Annotated in this window: 25 protein-coding genes and 1 pseudogene; 14 read left to right on the top strand and 12 right to left on the bottom strand. The window is 57.7% G+C overall.

The annotated features are described in order from the left end of the window. Positions 1–17: 17 nt before the first annotated feature. The 6 genes from flhA to motD are packed head-to-tail and all read left to right on the top strand — an operon-like array spanning position 18 to position 6,701. Entirely contained in the window at positions 18–2,081 is a 2,064-nt protein-coding gene (gene flhA, locus VMV64_RS09085) for a flagellar biosynthesis protein FlhA (RefSeq protein WP_414718876.1), read from the top strand. Next, on the top strand, positions 2,078–3,421 hold the full coding sequence (gene flhF / locus VMV64_RS09080; protein ID WP_325329638.1) for a flagellar biosynthesis protein FlhF: 1,344 nt from the start codon (positions 2,078–2,080) through the stop codon (positions 3,419–3,421). Before flhA ends, flhF begins: the two co-directional genes overlap by 4 nt. Then, a complete protein-coding gene (locus VMV64_RS09075; RefSeq protein ID WP_325329637.1) occupies positions 3,396–4,298 on the top strand; it encodes a P-loop NTPase in 903 nt (300 codons plus the stop codon). Before flhF ends, VMV64_RS09075 begins: the two co-directional genes overlap by 26 nt. Positions 4,299–4,307: 9 nt before the next feature. After that, positions 4,308–5,018, top strand: coding sequence for an RNA polymerase sigma factor FliA (locus VMV64_RS09070; protein WP_325329636.1), 711 nt, complete (start codon positions 4,308–4,310; stop codon positions 5,016–5,018). Between the two features lie 52 nt (positions 5,019–5,070). Then, complete coding sequence (locus VMV64_RS09065) at positions 5,071–5,811, top strand: flagellar motor protein (RefSeq protein WP_325329635.1); 741 nt, start codon at positions 5,071–5,073, stop codon at positions 5,809–5,811. Positions 5,812–5,843: 32 nt separating this feature from the next. Next, complete coding sequence (gene motD, locus VMV64_RS09060; RefSeq protein ID WP_325329634.1) at positions 5,844–6,701, top strand: flagellar motor protein MotD; 858 nt, start codon at positions 5,844–5,846, stop codon at positions 6,699–6,701. Positions 6,702–6,710: 9 nt separating this feature from the next. On the opposite strand, the gene VMV64_RS09055 is transcribed toward motD, so the two are convergent. From VMV64_RS09055 to smpB, 7 genes are all read right to left on the bottom strand, one after another. Further along, on the bottom strand, positions 6,711–7,208 hold the full coding sequence (locus VMV64_RS09055; protein ID WP_325329633.1) for a flagellar protein FlgN: 498 nt from the start codon (positions 7,206–7,208) through the stop codon (positions 6,711–6,713). Between the two features lie 2 nt (positions 7,209–7,210). After that, a complete protein-coding gene (flgM, locus tag VMV64_RS09050) occupies positions 7,211–7,534 on the bottom strand; it encodes a flagellar biosynthesis anti-sigma factor FlgM (RefSeq protein ID WP_325329632.1) in 324 nt (107 codons plus the stop codon). A 152-nt stretch (positions 7,535–7,686) separates the two neighbouring features. Continuing rightward, on the bottom strand, positions 7,687–8,148 hold the full coding sequence (gene moaE / locus VMV64_RS09045) for a molybdopterin synthase catalytic subunit MoaE (protein ID WP_325329631.1): 462 nt from the start codon (positions 8,146–8,148) through the stop codon (positions 7,687–7,689). 1 nt (position 8,149) lies between these two features. Next, positions 8,150–8,404, bottom strand: a complete 255-nt coding sequence (gene moaD, locus VMV64_RS09040) for a molybdopterin converting factor subunit 1 (protein WP_325329630.1) — start codon at positions 8,402–8,404, stop codon at positions 8,150–8,152. Positions 8,405–8,421: 17 nt separating this feature from the next. Next, entirely contained in the window at positions 8,422–9,627 is a 1,206-nt protein-coding gene (gene glp / locus VMV64_RS09035; protein ID WP_325329756.1) for a gephyrin-like molybdotransferase Glp, read from the bottom strand. Positions 9,628–9,637: 10 nt separating this feature from the next. Further along, positions 9,638–10,213 (bottom strand): molybdopterin-guanine dinucleotide biosynthesis protein B, encoded by a 576-nt coding sequence (gene mobB / locus VMV64_RS09030; protein ID WP_414718875.1) that lies wholly within the window; start codon positions 10,211–10,213, stop codon positions 9,638–9,640. 92 nt (positions 10,214–10,305) lie between these two features. Beyond that, the gene (smpB, locus tag VMV64_RS09025; RefSeq protein WP_325329629.1) at positions 10,306–10,749 is read right to left on the bottom strand and encodes an SsrA-binding protein SmpB; all 444 of its coding nucleotides are present in this window, start codon (positions 10,747–10,749) and stop codon (positions 10,306–10,308) included. 74 nt (positions 10,750–10,823) lie between these two features. On the opposite strand from smpB, the gene VMV64_RS09020 reads away from it, so the two are divergent. Both VMV64_RS09020 and VMV64_RS09015 read left to right on the top strand, forming a co-directional pair. Further along, positions 10,824–11,261 carry a type II toxin-antitoxin system RatA family toxin gene (locus VMV64_RS09020; protein ID WP_325329628.1) on the top strand — a complete coding sequence of 146 codons (438 nt, stop codon included), beginning with the start codon at positions 10,824–10,826 and terminating at the stop codon, positions 11,259–11,261. Then, positions 11,258–11,584 (top strand): RnfH family protein, encoded by a 327-nt coding sequence (locus tag VMV64_RS09015; RefSeq protein ID WP_325329627.1) that lies wholly within the window; start codon positions 11,258–11,260, stop codon positions 11,582–11,584. The genes VMV64_RS09020 and VMV64_RS09015 overlap by 4 nt, the downstream gene beginning before the upstream one ends. 176 nt (positions 11,585–11,760) lie before the next feature. Here the strand turns inward: VMV64_RS09015 and VMV64_RS09010 are convergent, their stop codons facing one another. Further along, positions 11,761–12,225 carry a DUF4124 domain-containing protein gene (locus tag VMV64_RS09010; RefSeq protein WP_325329626.1) on the bottom strand — a complete coding sequence of 155 codons (465 nt, stop codon included), beginning with the start codon at positions 12,223–12,225 and terminating at the stop codon, positions 11,761–11,763. Between the two features lie 14 nt (positions 12,226–12,239). Beyond that, positions 12,240–12,587, bottom strand: coding sequence for a hypothetical protein (locus VMV64_RS09005; RefSeq protein ID WP_325329625.1), 348 nt, complete (start codon positions 12,585–12,587; stop codon positions 12,240–12,242). A 181-nt stretch (positions 12,588–12,768) separates the two neighbouring features. Here VMV64_RS09005 and guaB point away from each other — a divergent pair, with 181 nt between their 5' ends. Further along, positions 12,769–14,229, top strand: a complete 1,461-nt coding sequence (guaB, locus tag VMV64_RS09000; protein ID WP_325329624.1) for an IMP dehydrogenase — start codon at positions 12,769–12,771, stop codon at positions 14,227–14,229. 86 nt (positions 14,230–14,315) lie between these two features. Next, positions 14,316–15,878, top strand: a complete 1,563-nt coding sequence (gene guaA, locus VMV64_RS08995; protein ID WP_325329623.1) for a glutamine-hydrolyzing GMP synthase — start codon at positions 14,316–14,318, stop codon at positions 15,876–15,878. Positions 15,879–15,959: 81 nt separating this feature from the next. Here guaA and VMV64_RS08990 read toward each other — a convergent pair whose 3' ends face one another. Continuing rightward, positions 15,960–16,271, bottom strand: a complete 312-nt coding sequence (locus VMV64_RS08990) for a DUF2288 domain-containing protein (protein ID WP_325329622.1) — start codon at positions 16,269–16,271, stop codon at positions 15,960–15,962. A gap of 170 nt (positions 16,272–16,441) precedes the next feature. On the opposite strand from VMV64_RS08990, the gene tadA reads away from it, so the two are divergent. The 3 genes from tadA to VMV64_RS08975 all read left to right on the top strand — a co-directional run bounded on the left by tadA (position 16,442) and on the right by VMV64_RS08975 (position 19,150). Continuing rightward, positions 16,442–16,894, top strand: a complete 453-nt coding sequence (gene tadA, locus VMV64_RS08985; RefSeq protein WP_325329754.1) for a tRNA adenosine(34) deaminase TadA — start codon at positions 16,442–16,444, stop codon at positions 16,892–16,894. Continuing rightward, positions 16,884–17,369 (top strand): L,D-transpeptidase, encoded by a 486-nt coding sequence (locus VMV64_RS08980; protein ID WP_325329621.1) that lies wholly within the window; start codon positions 16,884–16,886, stop codon positions 17,367–17,369. Before tadA ends, VMV64_RS08980 begins: the two co-directional genes overlap by 11 nt. A gap of 179 nt (positions 17,370–17,548) precedes the next feature. Then, positions 17,549–19,150, top strand: a complete 1,602-nt coding sequence (locus tag VMV64_RS08975; RefSeq protein WP_325329620.1) for a methyl-accepting chemotaxis protein — start codon at positions 17,549–17,551, stop codon at positions 19,148–19,150. Here the strand turns inward: VMV64_RS08975 and VMV64_RS08970 are convergent. Continuing rightward, entirely contained in the window at positions 19,147–19,407 is a 261-nt protein-coding gene (locus tag VMV64_RS08970; protein WP_325329619.1) for a hypothetical protein, read from the bottom strand. The two genes, VMV64_RS08975 and VMV64_RS08970, sit on opposite strands and share 4 nt — an antisense overlap. A gap of 150 nt (positions 19,408–19,557) precedes the next feature. Between VMV64_RS08970 and VMV64_RS08965 the strand changes: the two genes are divergently transcribed. After that, complete coding sequence (locus VMV64_RS08965; RefSeq protein ID WP_325329618.1) at positions 19,558–20,553, top strand: glucokinase; 996 nt, start codon at positions 19,558–19,560, stop codon at positions 20,551–20,553. A 16-nt stretch (positions 20,554–20,569) separates the two neighbouring features. Here VMV64_RS08965 and VMV64_RS08960 read toward each other — a convergent pair. Further along, positions 20,570–20,771: pseudogene (locus VMV64_RS08960) on the bottom strand (IS4 family transposase); the annotation flags it as partial.

Raw genomic sequence — 20,771 nt, 5'->3', positions numbered from 1 at the left:
ACGCCAGGGTTGATGGAATGAACTTACCGGGCGGCCTGAGCTTGACCAAACTGGCCGGCCCGATCCTGATCATCATGATTCTGGGCATGATGATCCTGCCGCTGCCACCAATCCTGCTTGACCTGCTGTTTACTTTCAACATCGCCCTGGCGATGATCGTGCTGCTGGTCAGCCTGTATACCACCAAGCCGCTCGAATTCGCCGTATTTCCCACCGTGTTGCTGGTGACCACGTTGCTGCGGCTGTCGCTCAACGTCGCTTCAGCCCGGATCGTGCTGCTCGAAGGGCACACCGGCCCCGACGCCGCTGGCAAGGTGATCGAGGCCTTCGGTCATTTCCTGGTAGGAGGCAATTACACCGTCGGCATTATCTTGTTCATTATCCTGGTGATCATCAATTTCGTGGTGATCACCAAGGGTGCCGGACGGATTGCCGAAGTCAGCGCGCGCTTCACTCTGGATGCCATGCCCGGCAAGCAGATGGCGATCGACGCTGATCTCAACGCCGGACTTATCGGCGAGGATGAAGCCCGAACACGCCGCTCTATCATTTCCCAGGAGGCGGATTTCTTCGGCTCGATGGACGGCGCCAGCAAGTTCGTGCGCGGCGATGCCGTCGCCGGCATTCTGATCATGCTGATCATGATCATCGGCGGGTTGGCGATAGGCGTGCTGCAGCACAACCTGGATTTCGCCACTGCTGCCAACAACTACACTCTGCTCACCATCGGAGACGGCTTGGTGGCGCAGATTCCCGCCCTGGTAATCTCGACTGCGGCGGGCATCGTGGTGAGTCGCGTTTCTACCGACGAGGATTTGAGCACCCAACTTCTCGGCCAGTTGTTCAACCAGCCCCTGGTGCTCTACATTACCGCCACGATTATTGGCGTAATGGGCCTGATTCCGAACATGCCCCATTTCTCCTTCCTGACGCTGGCGGCCATGCTTGCCGGCGCAGCCTATTACATTGAACAGCGCGCGCGGCAACCCGTGGCGCTTGAGGTTACGGCACAGCTACAGGCACCGACCGAGCCGGTCGAAGTGAGCTGGGATGATGTGATGCCAGTGGATATTCTGGGGCTGGAGGTTGGCTATCGCCTCATCCCCCTGGTGGACCGGAATCAGGATGGAGAGCTGCTGAGACGTATTCGCGGCATTCGCAAGAAATTTGCTCACGAAATGGGTTTCGTGGTCCCGGCCGTGCATATCCGCGACAACCTGGAACTCAAGCCAAATGGCTACCGTCTTGCCTTGAAGGGCGTCGAGATGGGGCGGGGAGAGGCTTATGTCGGCATGTTTCTGGCGATCAACCCCGGTCGGGTGCTTGGCAGCTTGGCCGGCACGCCCACTCGCGACCCCGCCTTTGGTCTCCCCGCTGTCTGGATTGAGGCTGAACTGCGTGAGCAGGCGCAAACTTTCGGTTACACCGTGGTGGATGCCAGCACGGTGATTGCAACCCATCTGTCCAACATCATTCAGTCGCACAGCGCTGAACTGTTGGGTCGCGAGGAAGTGCAGCAACTGCTGGATCATCTGGCGAAGGAATCGCCCAAGCTGATCGAGGAACTGGTGCCGAAGCTCTTATCCCTTTCTACGTTGCACCGCGTCTTGCAAAGCCTGTTGGAAGAGGGCGTGCATATCCGCGACATGCGTACTGTCATCGAAACCCTCGCCGAGCATGCGCCGCGTACGCAAAACGTCGAAGAGCTGGCGTCTCTGGTTCGTGTCGCGCTGGGACGTGCTATCATCCAGCAAATTTATCCGGGCACAAATGAATTACAAGTCATTACGCTGGACCCTGGCCTGGAGGGTATTCTGATGCAGGCGACTCAGACGTCGGGCGCTGAAGGTGCCGGACTGGAGCCCGGTCTGGCAGAAAACTTGCTGGCACAGGCGCAGGCCGTGGCGCAGAGCCAGGAGCAGATCGGCCTGCCGGCCGTACTGCTGGTGCAGGCGCCGTTGCGTGGCCTGATGTCGCGCTTCTTGCGGCGCGCTGTGCCGCAACTCAAGGTCATTTCTCATGCCGAAGTGCCGGATACCAAAACCATTAGAGTGACCGCCGTATTGGGGGGTAGGGGATGAACGTCCGGAAATTTCATGCCAGCTCCACGCGCGAGGCCCTGCGCCAAGTCAGGGACGCACTGGGTGCCGACGCCATCATCCTGTCCAACCGCCAGGTGGCGGGCGGTATCGAGATCATGGCGGTGGCAGATATGGATGTCTCATCCCTTGCCGGCAACCCGGTGAGCCCGCCCCCAGCCAAGGCGCGGCCGATGCCTGCAGAATTTTTCACCCGTGCCGAGCCCACGCCACCTCCGCAGCCCACTGCCGTATCTTCTACGATTTCACGATCACAAATCGCCGAGTTGCAGGAAAAGGGCAAGCCGGCCGTGGTGGAAACGGAGAGCAAGGATGCTTCCCCGGATCTGGTGACTCAGGAAATCATCCGCGAAATCAAGTTTCTGCGTGGAATGCTGGAAGGCCAGCTGTCAGGCTTTGCCTGGGGCGAGCTGCAACGAGGAGAACCCGCCAAGGTCGAGGCATTGCGCCACATGCTGAGCGTGGGGTTCAGCCCGTTGTTATCGCGCCAGCTGCTGGATAAAATGCCGACCGGCTATGATCTGGAAAAAAGCCTGCGCTGGCTGAAGGCGGCACTGATGCACAACCTGCATGTCGTGAAGGCGGGCGACGATATTGTCGAGCGCGGTGGAGTCTATGCGTTGACCGGACCCACTGGAGTCGGCAAGACCACCACCGTGGCGAAGCTGGCGGCGCGCTGCACCTTGAAACATGGTCCGGCCAGTCTGGCACTGATCACTACCGACACCTACCGGATCGGTGCTCACGAGCAGTTGCGCATTTACGGCAAGATACTCGGCGTACCGGTGTACGTGATCAAGGATGAGGCCGATTTGCAACTCACCCTGTCCGATCTGCAGAACAAGCACCTGATCCTGATCGACACGGTCGGCATGAGCCAGCGCGATCGCCGCCTTTCCGAGCAGGTGGCACTTCTGTCCGGCGCCGGACGCAGCATCAAGCGCTTATTGCTGCTTTCCGCCAACGGGCAGGGCAGCACACTTGAAGACGTTGTCCGTTCCTACAAGAAGGATGATATGGATGGCTGCATCCTGACAAAAATCGATGAGGCGATCAGTATTGGCCCTGCGCTGGACGTGGTGATCCGCCACAAATTGATGCTCCATTATGTTGCCAATGGACAGCGTGTGCCGGAGGACCTGCACCTCCCAAATCCGGTTTATCTGGTGGATCGGGTCTTGAAACCCGTCCAGGGAGATTCGCCGTTTACCCCGCTGGAAGCAGAATATCCATTGGTTATGGCGGCGGCCGGCGGGTTGGCTGGTGTAGAGTCGACCGGCTACACGGAAGCAAAGCGTGACGTGGGAGCGCTACGTGGCTGATGTCCTGCAGGATCAAGCCGAGGGGTTGCGTCGTCTGCTGGCACGGGATTCGGTGCGGGTGGTGACGCTGACTAGCGGCAGGACCGGGGTCGGAAAAACCAATATTGTCGTCAACCTTGCCGTGGCATTGGCCAAGCGTGGTCGACATGTGCTGGTGCTGGACGAGCAGCAGGGCAAAGGTAGCACAGAAACGCTGCTAGGCCTCACCGCACGCTACGACTTGATGCACGTGATCCGGCGCGAAAAGACGCTGGATGAGGTGATGCTGCGCGGACCGGAGGGGGTAGGTATCGTTTCCGCCGGCAATGGACTGCGAGTGCTGGGAGAACTGGGGCAGGAAGATCAGGATTGGCTGGTACAGTCATTCCGTCAGCTGTCGAAAACGGTGGACGTGGTGCTGGTGGATGCCATTGCCGGGTTTGCGAGCAATGTCTTGCCGCTTTCTTTGGCGTCGCAGGAAATCGTGATCGTGGTGTCCCCGCATCCTTCTTCGATTAAAGACGCCTATGCCCTGATCAAGGTGCTCAATCAGAATTTTGCCATTCACCGTTTCCATATCCTGGCCAGCAAGGTCAAGAACGAGCAGGAGGCGCGGGCGCTGTACGATAACATGGCTGAAGTGGCTGTGCGATTCCTCGATGTATCCCTCGATTTCATGGGCTATGTGCCGTTTGACGAGAAGCTCAGGCAGGCCGCCCGGATTTGTCGGCCGGTAGTGGAAGCATTTCCCGTCACCGAATCGGCCAAAGCGCTCAGGGACTTGGCGGAAACCATGGAGCAGTGGCCGCAACCATCGGGCGAGGACGGGCGCTTGGAAGCATTCATGCAGCGCCTGATTCAGAGCAGCCGGATGGCGGCGGGGGGCTTTCGCCTATAGAATTGCGCTATGTACGCCAAAACCGGACTGGAGAAAAATCAATACGTCGTCCAACATGCTCCGCTGGTCAAGCGCATTGCCTATCACCTGATGGCGAGGCTGCCTGCCAGCGTTCAGGTCGATGACCTGATTCAGGTAGGCATGATCGGCCTGCTTGATGCAGTGAGCAATTACGACGACACGCAGGGCGCGCAGTTCGAGACCTATGCAGTGCAGCGTATCCGCGGCGCAATGCTGGATGAATTGCGGCAATGCGACTGGTTGCCGCGCTCGGCGCGGAAAACGCTACGTCAGATCGAAATGGCAATGAATGCTTTGGAGCAGCGCGTATGCCGCGCTCCGACCGAGCGTGAGGTGGCCGACGAGCTGCACGTGAGTCTGGGTGACTACCAGCAGATGCTGCTGGACGCGCGTGGTTGTCAGTTGCTGCATTACGAGGACTTGCAGAACGGCGAGGACGAGGACTTCTTCGAGCGCCACTGTGCCGACGACTCTGCCGAACCGTTCGTTAAACTGCAGGACGGAAGGTTCCGGGCAAAACTGATCGAGGCAATCAGCATGCTGCCAGAGCGCGAGAAGCTGATGATGGCGATGTACTACGAGGAAGAGCTGAATCTGCGTGAAATCGGCGAGGTGCTGGGTGTTAGCGAATCGCGCGTGTGTCAGCTGCATAGCCAGGCCATGGCACGCTTGCGCAGCAAGTTGAAGGAATGGCTGTGAAAATGGAAGGCAAACGGTGCATGGGGTGGAGCATTAACGACGGAGCAGACAGATGGATCTAGTCAGCATATTCGGTATTTTGCTGGCTTTTACCGCGATTATTGGCGGCCAGGTTCTGGAGGGGGGACATATCAATTCCCTGCTGCAGTTGACAGCATTCGTTATCGTCCTCGGCGGCACGACGGGCGCCATCATGCTGCAGAGTTCGTCCAAGATTTTTTTTGAGGGCATGAGGCTGGCCAAATGGATAATCTGGCCACCCAGGGCGGTCCCGCAGTTATTGATCGAGCAGGTGCTGAACTGGAGCAACATTGCGCGCAAGGGTGGATTGTTGGCGCTGGAGTCGCAACTGGATGAGCTGCAGGACGCCTTCACCAAAAAAGGGTTGCAAATGCTGGTGGACGGCGGCGAACCGGAGAAAATTCGAGCCGCGCTTGAGGTGGAAATTTCCACTTATGAGAAACATCATCTGGATGCTTCGAAAGTCTGGCAGGCTGCGGGCGGCTATGCCCCTACCATTGGCATTCTGGGTGCGGTGCTCGGCTTGATTCACGTGATGGAGAACCTGAGCGACCCATCCAAACTGGGCGGAGGTATCGCCGTGGCTTTCGTCGCCACCGTTTACGGCGTGGGATCGGCCAACCTGTTTTTCCTGCCGATGTTCAGCAAGCTCAAATACCTTATCGAGCAGGAAGTGGTGATGCGCGAGATGCTGATTGAAGGCCTGGTATCCATTGCCAACGGCGAGAATCCCCGCGTGATCGAATCAAAATTGCAGGGTTACATCATTTAGTCATTTAGAGCCACTTCCGGCGGCGGTGTACGATGGCGCGCAGACAGAAGCACGAAGAGCATGAGAACCACGAGCGCTGGTTGGTGTCATACGCCGACTTCATTACCCTGTTGTTCGCCTTTTTTGTCGTGATGTACTCGATTTCCCAGGTTAATGAGGGCAAATACCGGGTGCTGAGCGATTCCCTGGTCAACGCCTTCAAGAACGCACCGACCGCCACCACGCCGATTGCACCCGCACTGCGGATCGATGCATCAACCAAGGGAGCGTCGAGTACCGCTCAGGCTCTGGTCCTGAAACAAACGATTTTCGTGCGCAAACCTGACCCCGTCTTTGAAGCCCGTCAGAAACAGCAAACGGAGAAGATGAAAGGTGTCGCCATGGATATTCTCAAGGCGATGGAACCCTTGGTGAAAGAGGGCCAGGTCAGGGTCAGCCAAAGCGTTCACGGCATCGCGATCGAGATCAATGCCAGTGTGCTGTTTGCTTCAGGCCAGGCGTCCCTGGAGCCGGGGTCGGTCAAGGCGCTGCGCGCAGTGGGGCGTGTTCTGGCGCAGGTACCAAATGACGTTCAGGTGGAAGGGTTTACCGATAACACACCGATAAACACCGCAGCTTTCCCGTCCAACTGGGAGCTGTCGACCGCACGTGCAAGCAGTGTGGTACGCCTGCTTGCAGAGAGCGGGGCGCCGCCCGAGCGTCTGGTCGCCGTGGGTTATGGGGAGTTTCGTCCGGTTGACACCAATAGCACGCCGGAAGGGCGCGCACGGAACCGCCGAGTGACAATCATGATTCTGTCGGAACAGCAGGAGAAAATTACAGACATTCCGCTTGCCAGCCAGGTATCCAAGGCTGTGCCGGAGGGAATTCGCACTACCAAGGCGCCCTAAGCAGCCCTCTTAAACCTTGCCAATCGGTCTCCCCAAACCTAGAGCCTGGGTCTGGCCGTCCGGCCCATACAGCGCGCTCTGATTGGCCGCTACTTGAAGGATGGCAAGTGCTTGCTGGTTGTTCCTGAGTCGGGTGTCGATCATGCCGCCGTTGATCTGATTGAGTTGCTGGGCGTTTTCCGCAAGTGTCAGTAGTTGCTGCCAGAGTTTGGCAATTTGTGGATTTCCTCCATCGCGCTGCTGCTGCATCCACTTTGTCATGCCGCCATGTTCCTGGGAGTAACCCTGCGCGCTGAGGAAACGGGCGCGGCTCTCGGCAAGCTGCGACAGCAACACCACTTTTTCGGATTTGATTCGGGCCAGTTCGAGGAGGGGGTCAACATTGCCCTGAACCAGAGTATCCTGCTCGGTTTGTAATACTTGGATGAAGTCCTGGAATACTCGTAATTCTGCTTCCAGGTTCTTGACTAAATCGGAGGGAGAGGCGATTGCCGGGTTGACTGTCAATATCAGCCCTTCTGGTTCTGCATCAGGTCGTTAACTGTTGCCAGCAGGCTGTCTGCAATGACTTCCGGGTTGATTTTGAAGCGCCCTTCGCTAATGGCCAGTTTGATTGCTTCCACGCGTGCACTATCAACCACCGGCACGTTGTCCATGCTGCTTTCCATGGCTTGAAGCTGCGATGAAAGTGCGGTGATCCGGACATTGTCCTGCGAGCTTGATTTTCCTTGCGGTGCGGCAGTCGGCGCGCCCGTCCCCGCCTTCGAGGCGCGTGGCGCGGTTTCTTTGACGCCGCTACTGGTCGGCGATTTTACGGAGGCATCGATCTTCAAAGTTAATTCCTTCGGGTTGCAGATCGTTTTTCGATAACGTCATTGACGCCTCGCGATCCATTAGCGGTTATCCGATTTATGGTAAGGATAACGGCATGAACTGATGGAACTTTAGCGGAGAATGCCTATTTTTTCAAGTTAACCCGGGTAAATCAGGCTGATGGCGCAGCCCAGCGTTGTGCCGCTGTTTCGTCACTTTCACGCGCGTCCACCCAATGTACGCCCTCTTCGGTCTGCTCTTTCTTCCAGAACGGTGCCCGGGTCTTCAGGTAATCCATGATGAATTCGCAGGCGGCGAAGGCGTCGCCACGATGCGCGCTGCTGACCGCTACCAGCACGATTTGGTCCGTGGGTTTGAGTGGGCCGATGCGGTGGATCACCAGCGCATCGATGATATTCCAGCGCCGCTTCGCTTCCTCCACGATTTCGGTCAATGCTTTTTCCGTCATGCCGGGGTAGTGTTCCAGGGTCATTTCGGTAACCGTGGTGTTGTGGTTCAGATCGCGCACCAGGCCGACGAAGCTGGCGACTGCGCCGATTCCAGTATTACCCCGGCGCAGATTAAGGATTTCCGCGCCGAGGTCGAAATCTTCGGTTTGCACGCGTACCGGCATTTCAGCCTCCCGTCACGGGTGGGAAGAAAGCTATTTCGTCGCCATCACGCACGGCTGTGTCCGGGGCAGCCATGTCTTGATTGACGGCCATGCGTACTGGTTTGTCCTGGGCAAGCTCTTCCTGCCATGCGCCGCCCCGCTGGCGCAGCCATTCAGTCAGTGATCGGACATCGGCGACATCGGCAGGCAGGTTCGCCTGCTCGGCGGAAAGGCCGAAGGCTTCGCGTAGACGGGCGAAATAAAGCAGGGTGATCATGCGGGCCTCCTTAGATGTTAGTTGAGCAATCCGGAGAAAGGCAGGAATTTGACGGTCTCGCCGCGTTGGATCGGCGTTCCTTCCTGCACTTCCACCAGGCCATCGGCCCAGACGGTGGACGTCAGGACGCCGGAACCCTGGTGCGGGTAGAGCTGGACTTCGACTTCGCCATTTTCCGCCGTGTGCAACCGGGCGCGCAGAAATTCGCGGCGTTTGTCGGGTTTCAGCCAGTCGAAATCGGCCTTCAGCGAGAAGGCTTGCGGGACAGCGGCAGTAATGCCCTGGCTGCGCAAAATGAACGGTCGCACGAACAGGCAAAAGGTGACAAAAGCCGAGACTGGATTGCCCGGCAGGCCGATGAATGGCACCGTGCCGACCTCGCCAAAAGCCAGCGGCTTGCCCGGCTTGATCGCGATTTTCCACAAATCGAGCTTGCCTACCGCTTCCACTGCGGCTTTGACATGGTCTTCCTCGCCCACGGAGACGCCGCCGCTAGTGATGATAAGGTCCGCTCCGGCTGTAGCGGTTTCGAGCACCTTCACGGTAGCGGTGAAGTCATCCGGCACGATCCCCAGATCAATGACTTCACAGCCCAGCGCCTGTAGCAGGCCGGTCAGTACGAAGCGGTTGGAATTGTAGATCTGGCCTGGCTTGAGGGACTCCCCGGGCATGACGATTTCATCGCCGGTAAAGAAAGTGGCAACTTTCAGCTTACGGTAAACAAGCAGGGTTGCAATGCCGACCGATGCTGCCAGCCCCATTTCCTGAGGGCGCAACCTGATGCCGGCGGGAAGAATCTCGGCTCCGGCAGCAATGTCCTCGCCGGAACGGCGGATATTCTCGCCCGTTTTGGGATGTTTGCTGACGGTTACCGTATTACCTTCGACGCCACAATATTCTTGCATCACCACTGCGTCGCAGCCTGCCGGCACTGGCGCCCCGGTGAAAATTCTGGCGGCTTGGCCGGCTTCCAGCGGCTGCCCGACTGTGCCGGCCGGGATGCGCTGAGTCACCCGTAGTCGGGTCGATGCGTTCATGAGGTCGGCAATTCGCACCGCGTAGCCATCCATGGCGCTGTTGTCCAGCGGAGGAACGTTGACCGCCGAAGTCAGGCGTTCGGCAAGTACCCGCCCCAGCGCATCGGAGGTAGCGATCTGTTCGGTTTTGTTTGCTGGCCGCACTCGTGCCAGCAGAAAGGACAACGCCTCGTCAGCGCTGAGCATGTTCGGTTTCTTATCCATGTTTTATAAGACCTGTTTGTTGCAAGACAAATTCGGCGATTTTTTTCGGCTGGTCTAGCCTGAATTGCGGCAGCAACGTTTCTAGGGGAAGCTCGCTGGCGATGGCGACGATATTCGGGTCATGGGGAAAAAGCAACGGCTTGCCAATGACAGTGCGGTGCACCTCCAGTTTGGCAATCGCCTCATTCTTGAAGCTTTCAACCAGCACCAGATCGCAGGGCGAAAGCCGCGCCAGCAGTTCTCTCAACCCCGGTTCCGGTTCATCGCGCAACTCATGAACCAACGCCCAGCGATGTTGCGAAGTCACCATCACCTCGCTGCAGCCTGCAACGCGGTGGCGGTAGGAGTCCTTGCCCGGCTGATCGACGGTAAAATCGTGGTGGGTATGCTTGATCAAGGACACCTTCAGTCCTTGCGCCACGAACAGCGGAATCAGCTGTTCGATCAAGGTGGTCTTGCCGCTGCCCGAGTAACCGGCGAATCCGAAAACTTTCATTCTGCAAACCTCTTTTATCCACAGATTAACACGGATTAACACAGATAAAACAATGTGTTGTTGAGGGTTCACGCCTCCTCCAGAAAATGATTGGGGTGAGAGTGGTAATTCATTGATAATCTGTGTAAATCCGTGTTAATCCGTGGCTGAACTGCTTTTTTAGGTTATTTGTTCCGCAACAGGCGATGTTTTTCGCGCTGCCAGTCTTTCTCTTTCTCGGCTTCCCGCTTGTCGTGCTGTTTTTTGCCCTTGGCCAGGCCGATTTCCAGCTTGATGCGGCCACGGACGAAATGCATGTCCAGCGGTACGAGGGTGTAACCGGATCGCTCCACCTTGCCGATCAGCTTGCTGATTTCCTCGGCATGCAGCAGCAGTTTGCGAGTGCGCACCGGGTCGGGGTTGACGTGGGTGGAGGCGGTCGGCAGCGGACTGATATGGCAGCCGAGCAGATAGAGTTCGCCGCCGCGGATGATGACGTAGGCTTCCTTGAGTTGCGTACGCCCGGCGCGGATCGCCTTGACCTCCCAGCCATCAAGGACGATGCCGGCTTCATACTTTTCCTCGATGAAGTAGTCGTGAAAAGCTTTTTTGTTTTGCGCGATGCTCATCGGCAGGTGAATTTCTCTGGTGAGTTTCTCTGGGAAATCGTGTATTTTAACAGTTTTTGATAGCGGCAGACTGAATGATAGTAGTGGAAAAATCCGTGCTGGTTTTTTACTCGGCTCGGCAAATGTTCGTGCTGGTCGATCGGATCGAGGATTATCCGAATTTCCTTCCCTGGTGCGGCGGGACGGAGGTGCAGCGGCATAGCGACGAAGCGCTCGAAGCGACGGTGCATATCGACTATCATCATATCAAGCAAAGCTTCGCTACCGAAAATATTCGGCAGGCGCCGCACCTGATCGAAATGAAGTTCCGCCACGGCCCGTTCAGCCATCTTGAGGGCAGTTGGAGATTTGTCGAACTGGATGAGACGGCCTGCAAGATCGAGTTTAAACTCCATTATGAATTCTCAAGCAAGATCATGGAGAAGCTGGTCAGTCCGGTTTTCGGACATATCGCAAACAGTTTTGTCGAAGCTTTCGTTCAACGTGCAGCAGTCATATATGGTGAGCCATGAGTGAAGATATTTTGGTGGAAGTGGCGTATGCCCTGCCACAGAAACAGGAGATCCTGTCCTTGAAGATAAGGTCGGGTGCCGTGGTGTCCGAGGCGATTGAGCGGTCCGGCATCCTGCGGGATTTTCCGGAAATTGACCTGGCCAGCGCCAAGGTGGGGATTTACGGCAAGCAAGTCAAGCTTGACGCCGTACTCCGGGATAAGGACCGAATCGAGATTTACCGCCCGCTGATTGCCGATCCGAAGGAAATCCGCAGGAAACGTGCGGCAGAAGGCAAGGAAATGAAGAAGGAAGCCGGGGATGCCGAAGCGGCCCCAACCTGATTTCATGTTAAAAACGGCTACTTAGCCACGGATTAACACGGATGTACACAGATTATCAATGAGTTACCATTCTCATCTGACGCACCTTTCGGATGAACAGAAAATTTCAGCAGCGTGTTGTTTTATCTGTGTTAATCCGTGTTTATCAGTGGCTGAGCTGCTTTTATCGTTTCATCTCATTTACACCAAGAGTCCGCCGACTTCTTCGCTGCCTCGAGGGCTTGCGCGCGGTCATTGTCTTCGAGAAAGACGCGTTCGCCTTTTTCGTCGAATTTGCTGATCCTTTGCCCCCCCTGCAAGGCCTGCACCTGATGGCGTGCTTGCTCGCAGTTCGCCTTTCTGCTTTTCGCCTCTTCCTGATCCTTGGCTTGTTTGGCAGCGGTCTCTTCCGCCTGAACCCTGCGTTTTCGGAATTCCAGATCCTTCTCCGCCAGGCTTTTTTCTCCGTCCTTGCTATCGGGTGCGGCTATGGGCAAGGCTGGACTGGTCTTCAGGTCCAGGGTTTTTTGCGATTTGGCGGTGGGTGGCGGAGGTTGGTCGGAATAATGCACCTTACCATCTGCACCCACCCATCGGGTGACCCCGGCTTGTGCGGCAGTCGCCAGTGCCAGCATCGAAACGATAGTCAGAAATTGTCGCATAATTGGCATTTGGTTCACTTGGTTAGAGGGTAGCTCTTTTGCATCAACCCCAGGCGGGCTTGCTCGCTCGCGGTTTTTGAAAGCTTCAGGGTGGCCGCGCTGTCGCCTTTGGCTGCGGCTTCTTGTGCCTTCTTCAGGGCGTCTTCCGCCGTGGTCCATAGTGCTTTCTGGGTTTTTGCCTCCTTGACGTCGGCTTCGGCCTTGGCGAGTGCCTGCCTGGCTTCTTCGGAGAGTGCGGGTTTGGCGGCCTCGGCAGCCGGGGTGATAGCGGCGGATGAGTCGGGTTTTACCGTACCGCTGCTCTGACAGCCGCTGAGCAGCAAGAAACCGAAAGTGATGATAGTAATAAGGGTGTTACGCATGATTTGCTCTCCTCGATATTTGTTTTGTGTGGCTAAACATAGCGTTTCGCGATACGCCCGTCAATGGTTCAAGCGTACCGGGTTTATAAGGTCGGCAAAGTAAATGTAAAAATTAGAGAAGCCGGTTTACCGGGGATGCCCGAAACTTGTATAATATCGCTTTGGTAACAAGGATAAAAACATGCGTGTTATTCAGAAAGCGCTGACCTTCGATGATGTATTGTTGGTCCCTGCGTATTCCAACGTTTTGCCCCGCGACGTAAGCCTCGCCACGCGGCTTACCCGAGAAATTTCCCTCAACATCCCCTTGATTTCGGCGGCGATGGATACCGTCACCGAAGCGCGCCTGGCGATCGCTCTGGCGCAGGAAGGGGGGGTCGGCATTATTCACAAGAACATGACCGCCGCCGCGCAAGCCGCGCAGGTGGCCCGCGTGAAACGCTTTGAGAGCGGCGTGGTCAAGGATCCGATCACCATTTCCCCGGAGATGACGGTCCGCGATGTGTTGGTGCTGACTCGCCAGCACAAGATTTCCGGCCTGCCGGTGGTGGATAACGGTCATGTGGTCGGCATCATCACCAACCGCGACCTGCGCTTCGAGACCAACCTCGATCAGCCGATCAAGAATATCATGACGCCGCGAGACCGCCTGATCACGGTCAAAGAAGGCGCCAGCCGCGAAGAAGCCATGACGCTGATGCATAAATACCGCCTGGAGCGGGTGTTGGTGATCAACAATGATTTCGAGCTGCGTGGTCTGATCACCGTCAAGGACATTCAGAAATCCACCGAGCATCCGCTGGCATGCAAGGACAGCCAGGGCAGGCTGAGGGTAGGTGCCGCAGTGGGCGTGGGCGAGGGTACCGAGGAGCGCGTTACCCTGCTGGCTGAAGCGGGTGTGGATATGATCGTAGTGGATACTGCGCACGGCCATTCCCAAGGTGTGCTGAGCCGGGTGAAGTGGGTAAAGGACAACTTCCCGCAGGTCCAAGTGATCGGCGGCAATATTGCCACCGCATCGGCGGCTCTGGCGCTGGTTGACCACGGCGCCGATGCAGTCAAGGTCGGCATCGGCCCGGGCTCGATTTGCACCACCCGTATTGTTGCTGGCGTCGGTGTGCCACAGATTACGGCCATCGCCAATGTGGTGCAGGCGCTGAAAGGCAGCGGCGTGCCGATAATCGCCGATGGCGGCATCCGCTATTCCGGCGACATCTCCAAGGCGATCGCTGCCGGTGCGGATTGCGTGATGCTCGGCGGCCTGTTCGCAGGCACCGAGGAAGCCCCAGGCGAAATCGAGCTGTTCCAGGGCCGCTCCTACAAATCCTACCGCGGCATGGGTTCGCTCGGTGCGATGCAGCAGGGTTCAAAAGACCGTTACTTCCAGGAAGCAGAAGCCAATGCCGACAAACTGGTGCCGGAAGGTATCGAAGGTCGGGTGCCCTACAAGGGTAGTGTGCTGTCGGTGATTCATCAGTTGATCGGCGGCGTGCGTTCGAGCATGGGCTATCTGGGTTGTTCGAGCATCGCCGAGGTACACGCCAAGGCCGAGTTCGTCGAGATCAGTTCGGCGGGTATCCGCGAGTCTCACGTCCACGACGTGCAGATCACCAAGGAAGCGCCCAACTACCACGTCGAGTAATGGGTGATGAGAGAGGAGTAATGGGTGCCTCACCCATTACTCCGACATTCCCCATTCCCCATCACTCATTACCGGCCTCCTCATCCATGCACCAGAAAATCCTCATCCTTGATTTCGGTTCCCAATACACCCAGCTGATTGCCCGTCGGGTGCGCGAATCCAGCGTTTACTGCGAACTGCATCCCTACGATGTGAGCGAACAGTTCATCCGTGATTTCAACCCCCGGGGCATCATCCTCTCCGGCGGGCCGTCCTCGGTCTACGAGGAGGAAACACCGCGCGCGCCGGATATCGTGTTCAATCTGGGCGTGCCGGTGCTCGGTATCTGCTACGGCATGCAGACCATGGCGGCGCAATTGGGCGGCAAGGTGGAAAACGCGTTGCATCGCGAGTTCGGCTATGCCGAGGTGCGCGCACAGGGCCATTCCGCGCTGCTGCGCGACATTCAGGATCGGATCAACGAGGAAGGTCACGGCCTGCTCGACGTGTGGATGAGCCACGGCGACAAGGTGACGGAACTGCCGCCGGGCTTCAAGGTGATCAGCTCCAACGCGGCTACGCCGATCGCCGGCATGGCCGACGAAGCCCGCCATTTTTACGGTGTGCAGTTTCACCCCGAAGTGACCCATACCCTGCAGGGCAAGGCCCTGTTCGAGCGCTTCGTGCATGGCATCTGCGGTTGCGGCTACGACTGGAACATGCCGGATTACGTCGAGGAAGCGATCGGCAGAATTCGCTCCGAAGTGGGGTCGGACGAAGTCATCCTCGGACTGTCCGGCGGGGTGGATTCCTCGGTGGTGGCCGCGCTGCTGCATCGCGCCATCGGTACGCAACTCACCTGCGTGTTCGTGGATAACGGCCTGCTGCGCCTGAATGAGGCCGAGCAGGTGATGAAGACTTTCGCCGATAATCTCGGCGTCAAGGTCATCCACGTCGATGCCGGTGCGGAATTCATGAAGCATCTGGCGGGTGTGACCGACCCGGAACAGAAGCGCAAGATCATCGGCCGCGAATTCGTCGAGGTGTTCCAGAGCGAGTCGGCAAAGCTGCCGAACGCAAAGTGGCTGGCGCAGGGGACGATCTACCCGGACGTGATCGAATCGGCCAGTTCCAAGACCAAGAAGGCCCATACCATCAAGTCGCACCACAATGTCGGCGGCCTGCCTGATACCCTGCATCTCAAGCTGCTGGAGCCGCTGCGGGAATTGTTCAAGGATGAAGTGCGCGAGCTCGGCGTTGCGCTCGGCCTGCCCCATGACATGGTCTACCGTCACCCCTTCCCCGGCCCCGGCCTGGGCGTGCGCATCCTGGGCGAAGTGAAGCCGGAGTACGCCGATCTGCTGCGCCGTGCCGATGCCATTTTCATCGAGGAGTTGCGCGCCTCGGGCTGGTATGAAAAAACCTCGCAGGCCTTTGCCGTATTTCTGCCCGTGAAAGCAGTAGGGGTGATGGGCGACTGTCGTACCTATGATTACGTCGTCGCGCTGCGCGCAGTGCAGACCCAGGACTTCATGACCGCACACTGGGCAGAGCTTCCCTACACGCTGCTGGGGAAAGTCTCCAACCGCATCATCAACGAAGTGCGCGGCATCAATCGCGTCGTCTACGACATCTGCGGCAAGCCGCCCGGAACGATAGAGTGGGAGTGAGAACGAGCCAGCGCCCGCTCGCTTTTTCGTAAGGCTGACTCCGCGGCCCGGCAGCAGAAACGCGGAGCGGGCTTGATTGGTTTATGAGGTGACTTGCTGGACCAATATCCACGGCCTGACCACCACTGCCCACAAGGTGGCATCTGTTTCCAGCCAGTCTTTCGCCTGTGCATCGGAGACCTTGTCAACTCGCTTCTCGAGCATCCATTGTTCGATCAGCGCCTTGTTGTCATTCGAGATTTGAATGGCGACTTCAACCAAATCCAGTTCCGCGCTAACCGCAATGACCGTTCCGGCGGCAAAAAAACGAAGCAATTCCTTCCACGAAATCCTGGACGTTTCCCTATTCAGTTTGGCGCGGAGAATGTCGTTTTGATGTTGTAACTCTGGCACTTGTTGTATTCCTGCTTTCTGGGTTAATGCTAATGATGGTCCTAATATGCCAATTTTGTCCTTGTTCGCAATCCTTCTATTTTACTTCGGGTGGCAAAGGCGTGACCATCCCCATGGAACTGTGATAGTTTTATTTGCTTATGGAAGATGATTCATTGGATATGCGTTTCATGCGCGATGCGCTCGCCCTTGCCCGCGATGCCTGGGCTGCGGGGGAGGTGCCCGTCGGGGCGGTGGTGGTGAGAAATGGAGAGATTGTCGGGCGCGGTTTCAATGCGCCGATTTCGCGCCACGACCCCAGCGCCCATGCGGAAATCATGGCCTTGCGCGATGCCGCCGAGAGCCTCGGCAATTACCGGCTGGTCGGTTGCTCCCTTTACGTGACCCTGGAACCCTGCGTCATGTGCATGGGGGCGATTTTCCACGCTCGTGTCGAGCGGGTGGTGTACGGCGCTTCCGATCCAAAAACCGGCGCTTGCGGCAGCATCATCGATCTCCCTGCCGAGACCCGGCTAAACCACCATGCCGAGGTGGTGGGCGGGGTTCTGGCGGACGAATGTGGCGGCCTGTTGAGTGATTTTTTTGCGCAGCGGCGCGGAAAGGGTTATCACGTTGCGAATTAGGATAGTCGTTGCCGATCAAACCCTGGAATTGTTCGATGATCAGGACGCGCTGATCAGGCGTTATATCGTCTCCACTGCCCTGAATGGGGTCGGTGAGGAGAGCGGCAGCTACTGCACGCCGCGCGGGTCGCACATCATTCGTGCCAAGATCGGTGCGGGTCAGCCCGTCAACAGCGTGTTCGTCAAACGCCGGCCGACCGGAGAGGTTTATACGCCGGAACTGGGCGCGCAATCTCCCGGTCGCGACTGGATACTCACCCGTATTCTCTGGCTTTCAGGCTGCGAGCCGGGCAGGAACCGGCTCGGCAGCGTCGATACCATGCGCCGCTACATTTACATCCACGGCTCCCCGGACGGAGCGGAGATGGGCGTGCCCGGCTCGAAGGGCTGCGTGCGGATGCAAAATGCAGATATCCTGGACCTGTTTGACCGGGTTGAGACCGGCATCCCCGTCGAGATAGTTGAAGCTGCTTAAAGCCTGGGGACGCGCGTCTCCAAACACTCGTTGACTATCAGACCTATGGATCTTATTATCCGATGCACGATTCGGCCTAGGGGTTTATAATCGGCCCGCCTAGTGGGCATTACGACAAAGTTATTTCATGGACGTGAGGATTTTGAAGCATGAACAAGGCTATAAGCAGTTTCAATAATATGAAGATCTGGGTTCGGCTTGTCATTGTGATCTGGTTGATGCTGGTTCTGGCTTGGTCTGGAATGATCTACTGGGCGTCGATGAAAAGCCGGGAAACCGCGATCAAGCAGGCGGAAGACTTCTCCAACAGCGTCCACAAAATGACCATGGCCAGCCTGACCGGGATGATGATTACCGGCACCATTGCCCAGCGAGCGGTCTATCTCGACCAGATTAAGCAATCCGACGAAATCAAGGCGCTGCGGGTGATTCGCAGCGATGCTGTGGCCAAGCAGTTTGGCGCGGGTTCGGCGGACGAGCAGAAAACCGATGACACCGAGAAGAAGGTTCTGGAATCCGGCAAACCCTATTACCAGGTTCAGCAAAACTCCTTCGGTGAGAGCCTGAGGGCCGTGATCCCGGCGATTGCACAGAAAAACTACCTAGGCAAGGACTGCCTGATGTGCCACATGGTGCCGGCCGGGACCGTGCTTGGTGCGGTGAGCATGAACATCTCGCTGGAGAAGGAAAACGCAGCGGTAAGGGATTTCAGCACCCAGATTTTTGCGGCGGCAGTGCTGATGAGCATTCCGCTGCTCCTGTTCATTTACCTGTTTATTACCAAATTCGTGACCCGGCCGCTCGAGCACATGACCCATGGCCTGAGAGACATTGCACAGGGGGAAGGGGACCTGAGCCGGCGCCTCGATGTGGAACATACGGACGAGATCGGTGAGGCGTCACAATCCTTCAACCAGGTGATGGAGAAGTTCAGCGCCCTGATCCGGCATGTAAGTGGCTCGGCTACTCAGGTCTCCGTTGCAGCAAAGCAGCTTTCCGGCAATGCCCAGCAGATTGCCGAGAGTGCCGCGCAGCAAAGCGAGAGATCCATTTCCACTGCTGGCGCCGTTGAAGCAATGGCCAGTAGCATCGCTTCAGTGGCACAAAGCACCGGGCAGGTCGGGCATCAGGCCGAGGAAAGTCTGGAGCGCGCCAACCAGGGGAATGAGAGCCTGTCTGCGCTGGTGGGCGAAATTGATATGGTGGAAAGTGCCGTCAGGGAAATTGCCGGTTCGGTCAACGAGTTCGTGCGCAGCACCGCGGCCATTACCACCATGACCCGTCAGGTCAAGGATATTGCCGAGCAAACCAACCTGCTGGCATTGAATGCGGCTATTGAGGCGGCCCGTGCCGGCGAGCAGGGGCGCGGCTTCGCCGTGGTGGCCGATGAGGTCAGGAAGCTGGCCGAGAAATCGGCACATTCAGCCAGCGAGATCGATGCGGTGACCCATGCGCTGGCACAACAGTCCGCTACCGTGGAAGTTTCCATCGAAAATGGCCTGAAGCATCTGAGCAGCAGTCAGGATGCATTGGAGAATGTGGCAATCGTACTGTCCGAGGCCAGTGGCTCGGTGGGAGAGGTTAGTCGCGAACTGGCCAGTATCGTCGCCGCCACCGAGAAACAACGTGCTGCGAGCAACGAAGTGGCGGCCAATGTCGAGGCGATTGCCGCGATGGCAGGAGAAAGTGCGCGCTCCAATGAACAGGCGGTGTCTGGGGCGCGCAATCTTGAGCACTTGGCCGACGACTTGCAAACGTTGGTGGGGCGCTTCAAGACTTAATCTGGTTGGGCTTGAAGGCTCTTACCTCGCTTCCTGAACTGTCGCAAGTCGGCGGTATTTGGGTCTGGCGCGTAACGCAGTGCAATATAAAGCTCAGCTGATTGCTGATGCGCCCAACGCCAGCCGCCAAGCCCGGCCGCCAGTTCCTTCCACGAGGCCATCTCGAATCCCGGGCGTGACAGCAAGTCATAGCCGTTCCTGCCCGTAGAGCCCAACATCCACTGGTTCCAGTCGTTGTTCAGCGTATCCCAGGTCATCCGCAATTGCATCAGCCAGGCGTTTGCCAGCAGGGGAAGCGGTTCGCCTTCCGGAAGCGCGGCAGCAAGGCCGGATCCTAGTGGCCTCGCTTCGATGTGTTGGTATTGTGATCACGGCATTATCTTGCAGAGTAGTTTATCATTCTGGCCATGAATACTTCCATCAAGCAAACCTTACTCGCCGGTGATGTCGGCGGCACCAAGACGCTGCTTCGGCTGTTCGAAGCCGGTGGCGGCGTGCTTGCCGAGCGGCGCTTCGACAGCGCTTCATTCGCCAGCCTGGAACAGGTCGCCGCCGGTTTCCTGAACGATTTCCCCTCCCTCTCCCTTGCCGCCGCCTGTTTTGGCGTGGCCGGCCCGGTTGAAGGAGGGCGGGCGAACATCACCAACCTGCCATGGCGGATCGATGAGGCGTCGATCGCAGCGGAATTCCGCATCCCGCAGGTTCGATTGATCAACGATTTTCAGGCCGTGGCTTACGGCATCGAGGCCCTGGAAAGCCGGGATCTGGCGACTCTGCAAGCCGGCGCGCCGCAGGAATTTGGCGTGCGCGCGGTGATCGGCGCCGGCACCGGCTTGGGAGAAGGCTTCATGGTCTGGCAGGGGGGCTATTACGCAGCCTTTCCGTCGGAGGGCAGCCATGCCGACTTCGCGCCGACCGATGCGCTGCAAATCGAGTTGCTGCGCCATCTGGCCGAGCGTTACGGCCATGTCTCCTACGAACGGCTGCTGTCCGGCCCGGGTATGGTGAACATCTTCGAGTTCCTGCGCGACAGCCGAGGTCAGCAGGCAACTGCGAAGTTGCAATCAGCGATGAAGGATGGCGACCCGGCGGCGGCGATTTCGACCCTCGCCATGGGCGGCAAAGATGCCTTGGCCGTGTCCACGCTTGACCTGTTCGCTCGCATCTACGGCGCGGAAGCCGGCAACCTTGCGCTCAAAGTTCTGGCGCGCGGCGGCGTGTACATTGCCGGCGGCATCGCGCCGCAGATCATGGGCAAGCTGGAGGACGGAGAATTTCTACGCGCTTTTGCCGACAAGGGGCGCTTTGCCGGGCTGCTGGGGGATATTCCCGTTCATGTCGTGCTCAACCCCAAGGTCGGTCTGATGGGAGCGGCGCGGGTGGCAGAGAGGATCGTTGTATAAAAACACTAGTGTCCGGTTAAAAATCGAACAGAATCATTTGGTTGCTTGGTTGTGTCGCAATAGTTCTGGTGGTGTCGGGCTGCAAGGCGCATGAAATAAGGGTTTTCTCAAAAACCGAGACCGACAAAATCTGTAGCAAAGTGTAGAGCGAGGCATTGAGATGAAGCTCCTTTTTAACGATGGCGATCAGCACGTAGGTGGACACGGCGCACCAGATT

It is taken from the genome of Sulfuricella sp., assembly GCF_035531155.1.
Lineage (GTDB): Bacteria > Pseudomonadota > Gammaproteobacteria > Burkholderiales > Sulfuricellaceae > Sulfuricella.
Note: the sequence above shows the minus strand (reverse complement) of the source record. Positions and strands in the feature narration are given on the sequence as shown.

Bases quoted from the DNA above. Each gene is read 5' to 3' on its own strand.
- VMV64_RS09010 (WP_325329626.1), bottom strand. From the start codon at position 12,225: ATGCGACAATTTCTGACTATCGTTTCGATGCTGGCACTGGCGACTGCC.
- VMV64_RS08975 (WP_325329620.1), top strand. From the start codon at position 17,549: ATGAAGATCTGGGTTCGGCTTGTCATTGTGATCTGGTTGATGCTGGTT.
- guaB (WP_325329624.1), top strand. From the start codon at position 12,769: ATGCGTGTTATTCAGAAAGCGCTGACCTTCGATGATGTATTGTTGGTC.
- moaE (WP_325329631.1), bottom strand. From the start codon at position 8,148: ATGCCGGTACGCGTGCAAACCGAAGATTTCGACCTCGGCGCGGAAATC.
- VMV64_RS09015 (WP_325329627.1), top strand. From the start codon at position 11,258: ATGAGTGAAGATATTTTGGTGGAAGTGGCGTATGCCCTGCCACAGAAA.
- VMV64_RS08970 (WP_325329619.1), bottom strand. From the start codon at position 19,407: ATGACCTGGGATACGCTGAACAACGACTGGAACCAGTGGATGTTGGGC.
- VMV64_RS09065 (WP_325329635.1), top strand. From the start codon at position 5,071: ATGGATCTAGTCAGCATATTCGGTATTTTGCTGGCTTTTACCGCGATT.
- motD (WP_325329634.1), top strand. From the start codon at position 5,844: ATGGCGCGCAGACAGAAGCACGAAGAGCATGAGAACCACGAGCGCTGG.
- flhF (WP_325329638.1), top strand. From the start codon at position 2,078: ATGAACGTCCGGAAATTTCATGCCAGCTCCACGCGCGAGGCCCTGCGC.
- VMV64_RS08965 (WP_325329618.1), top strand. From the start codon at position 19,558: ATGAATACTTCCATCAAGCAAACCTTACTCGCCGGTGATGTCGGCGGC.
- smpB (WP_325329629.1), bottom strand. From the start codon at position 10,749: ATGAGCATCGCGCAAAACAAAAAAGCTTTTCACGACTACTTCATCGAG.
- tadA (WP_325329754.1), top strand. From the start codon at position 16,442: ATGCGCGATGCGCTCGCCCTTGCCCGCGATGCCTGGGCTGCGGGGGAG.
- guaA (WP_325329623.1), top strand. From the start codon at position 14,316: ATGCACCAGAAAATCCTCATCCTTGATTTCGGTTCCCAATACACCCAG.
- glp (WP_325329756.1), bottom strand. From the start codon at position 9,627: ATGCTCAGCGCTGACGAGGCGTTGTCCTTTCTGCTGGCACGAGTGCGG.
- flhA (WP_414718876.1), top strand. From the start codon at position 18: ATGAACTTACCGGGCGGCCTGAGCTTGACCAAACTGGCCGGCCCGATC.
- VMV64_RS09020 (WP_325329628.1), top strand. From the start codon at position 10,824: ATGATAGTAGTGGAAAAATCCGTGCTGGTTTTTTACTCGGCTCGGCAA.
- moaD (WP_325329630.1), bottom strand. From the start codon at position 8,404: ATGATCACCCTGCTTTATTTCGCCCGTCTACGCGAAGCCTTCGGCCTT.
- VMV64_RS09005 (WP_325329625.1), bottom strand. From the start codon at position 12,587: ATGCGTAACACCCTTATTACTATCATCACTTTCGGTTTCTTGCTGCTC.
- VMV64_RS09070 (WP_325329636.1), top strand. From the start codon at position 4,308: ATGTACGCCAAAACCGGACTGGAGAAAAATCAATACGTCGTCCAACAT.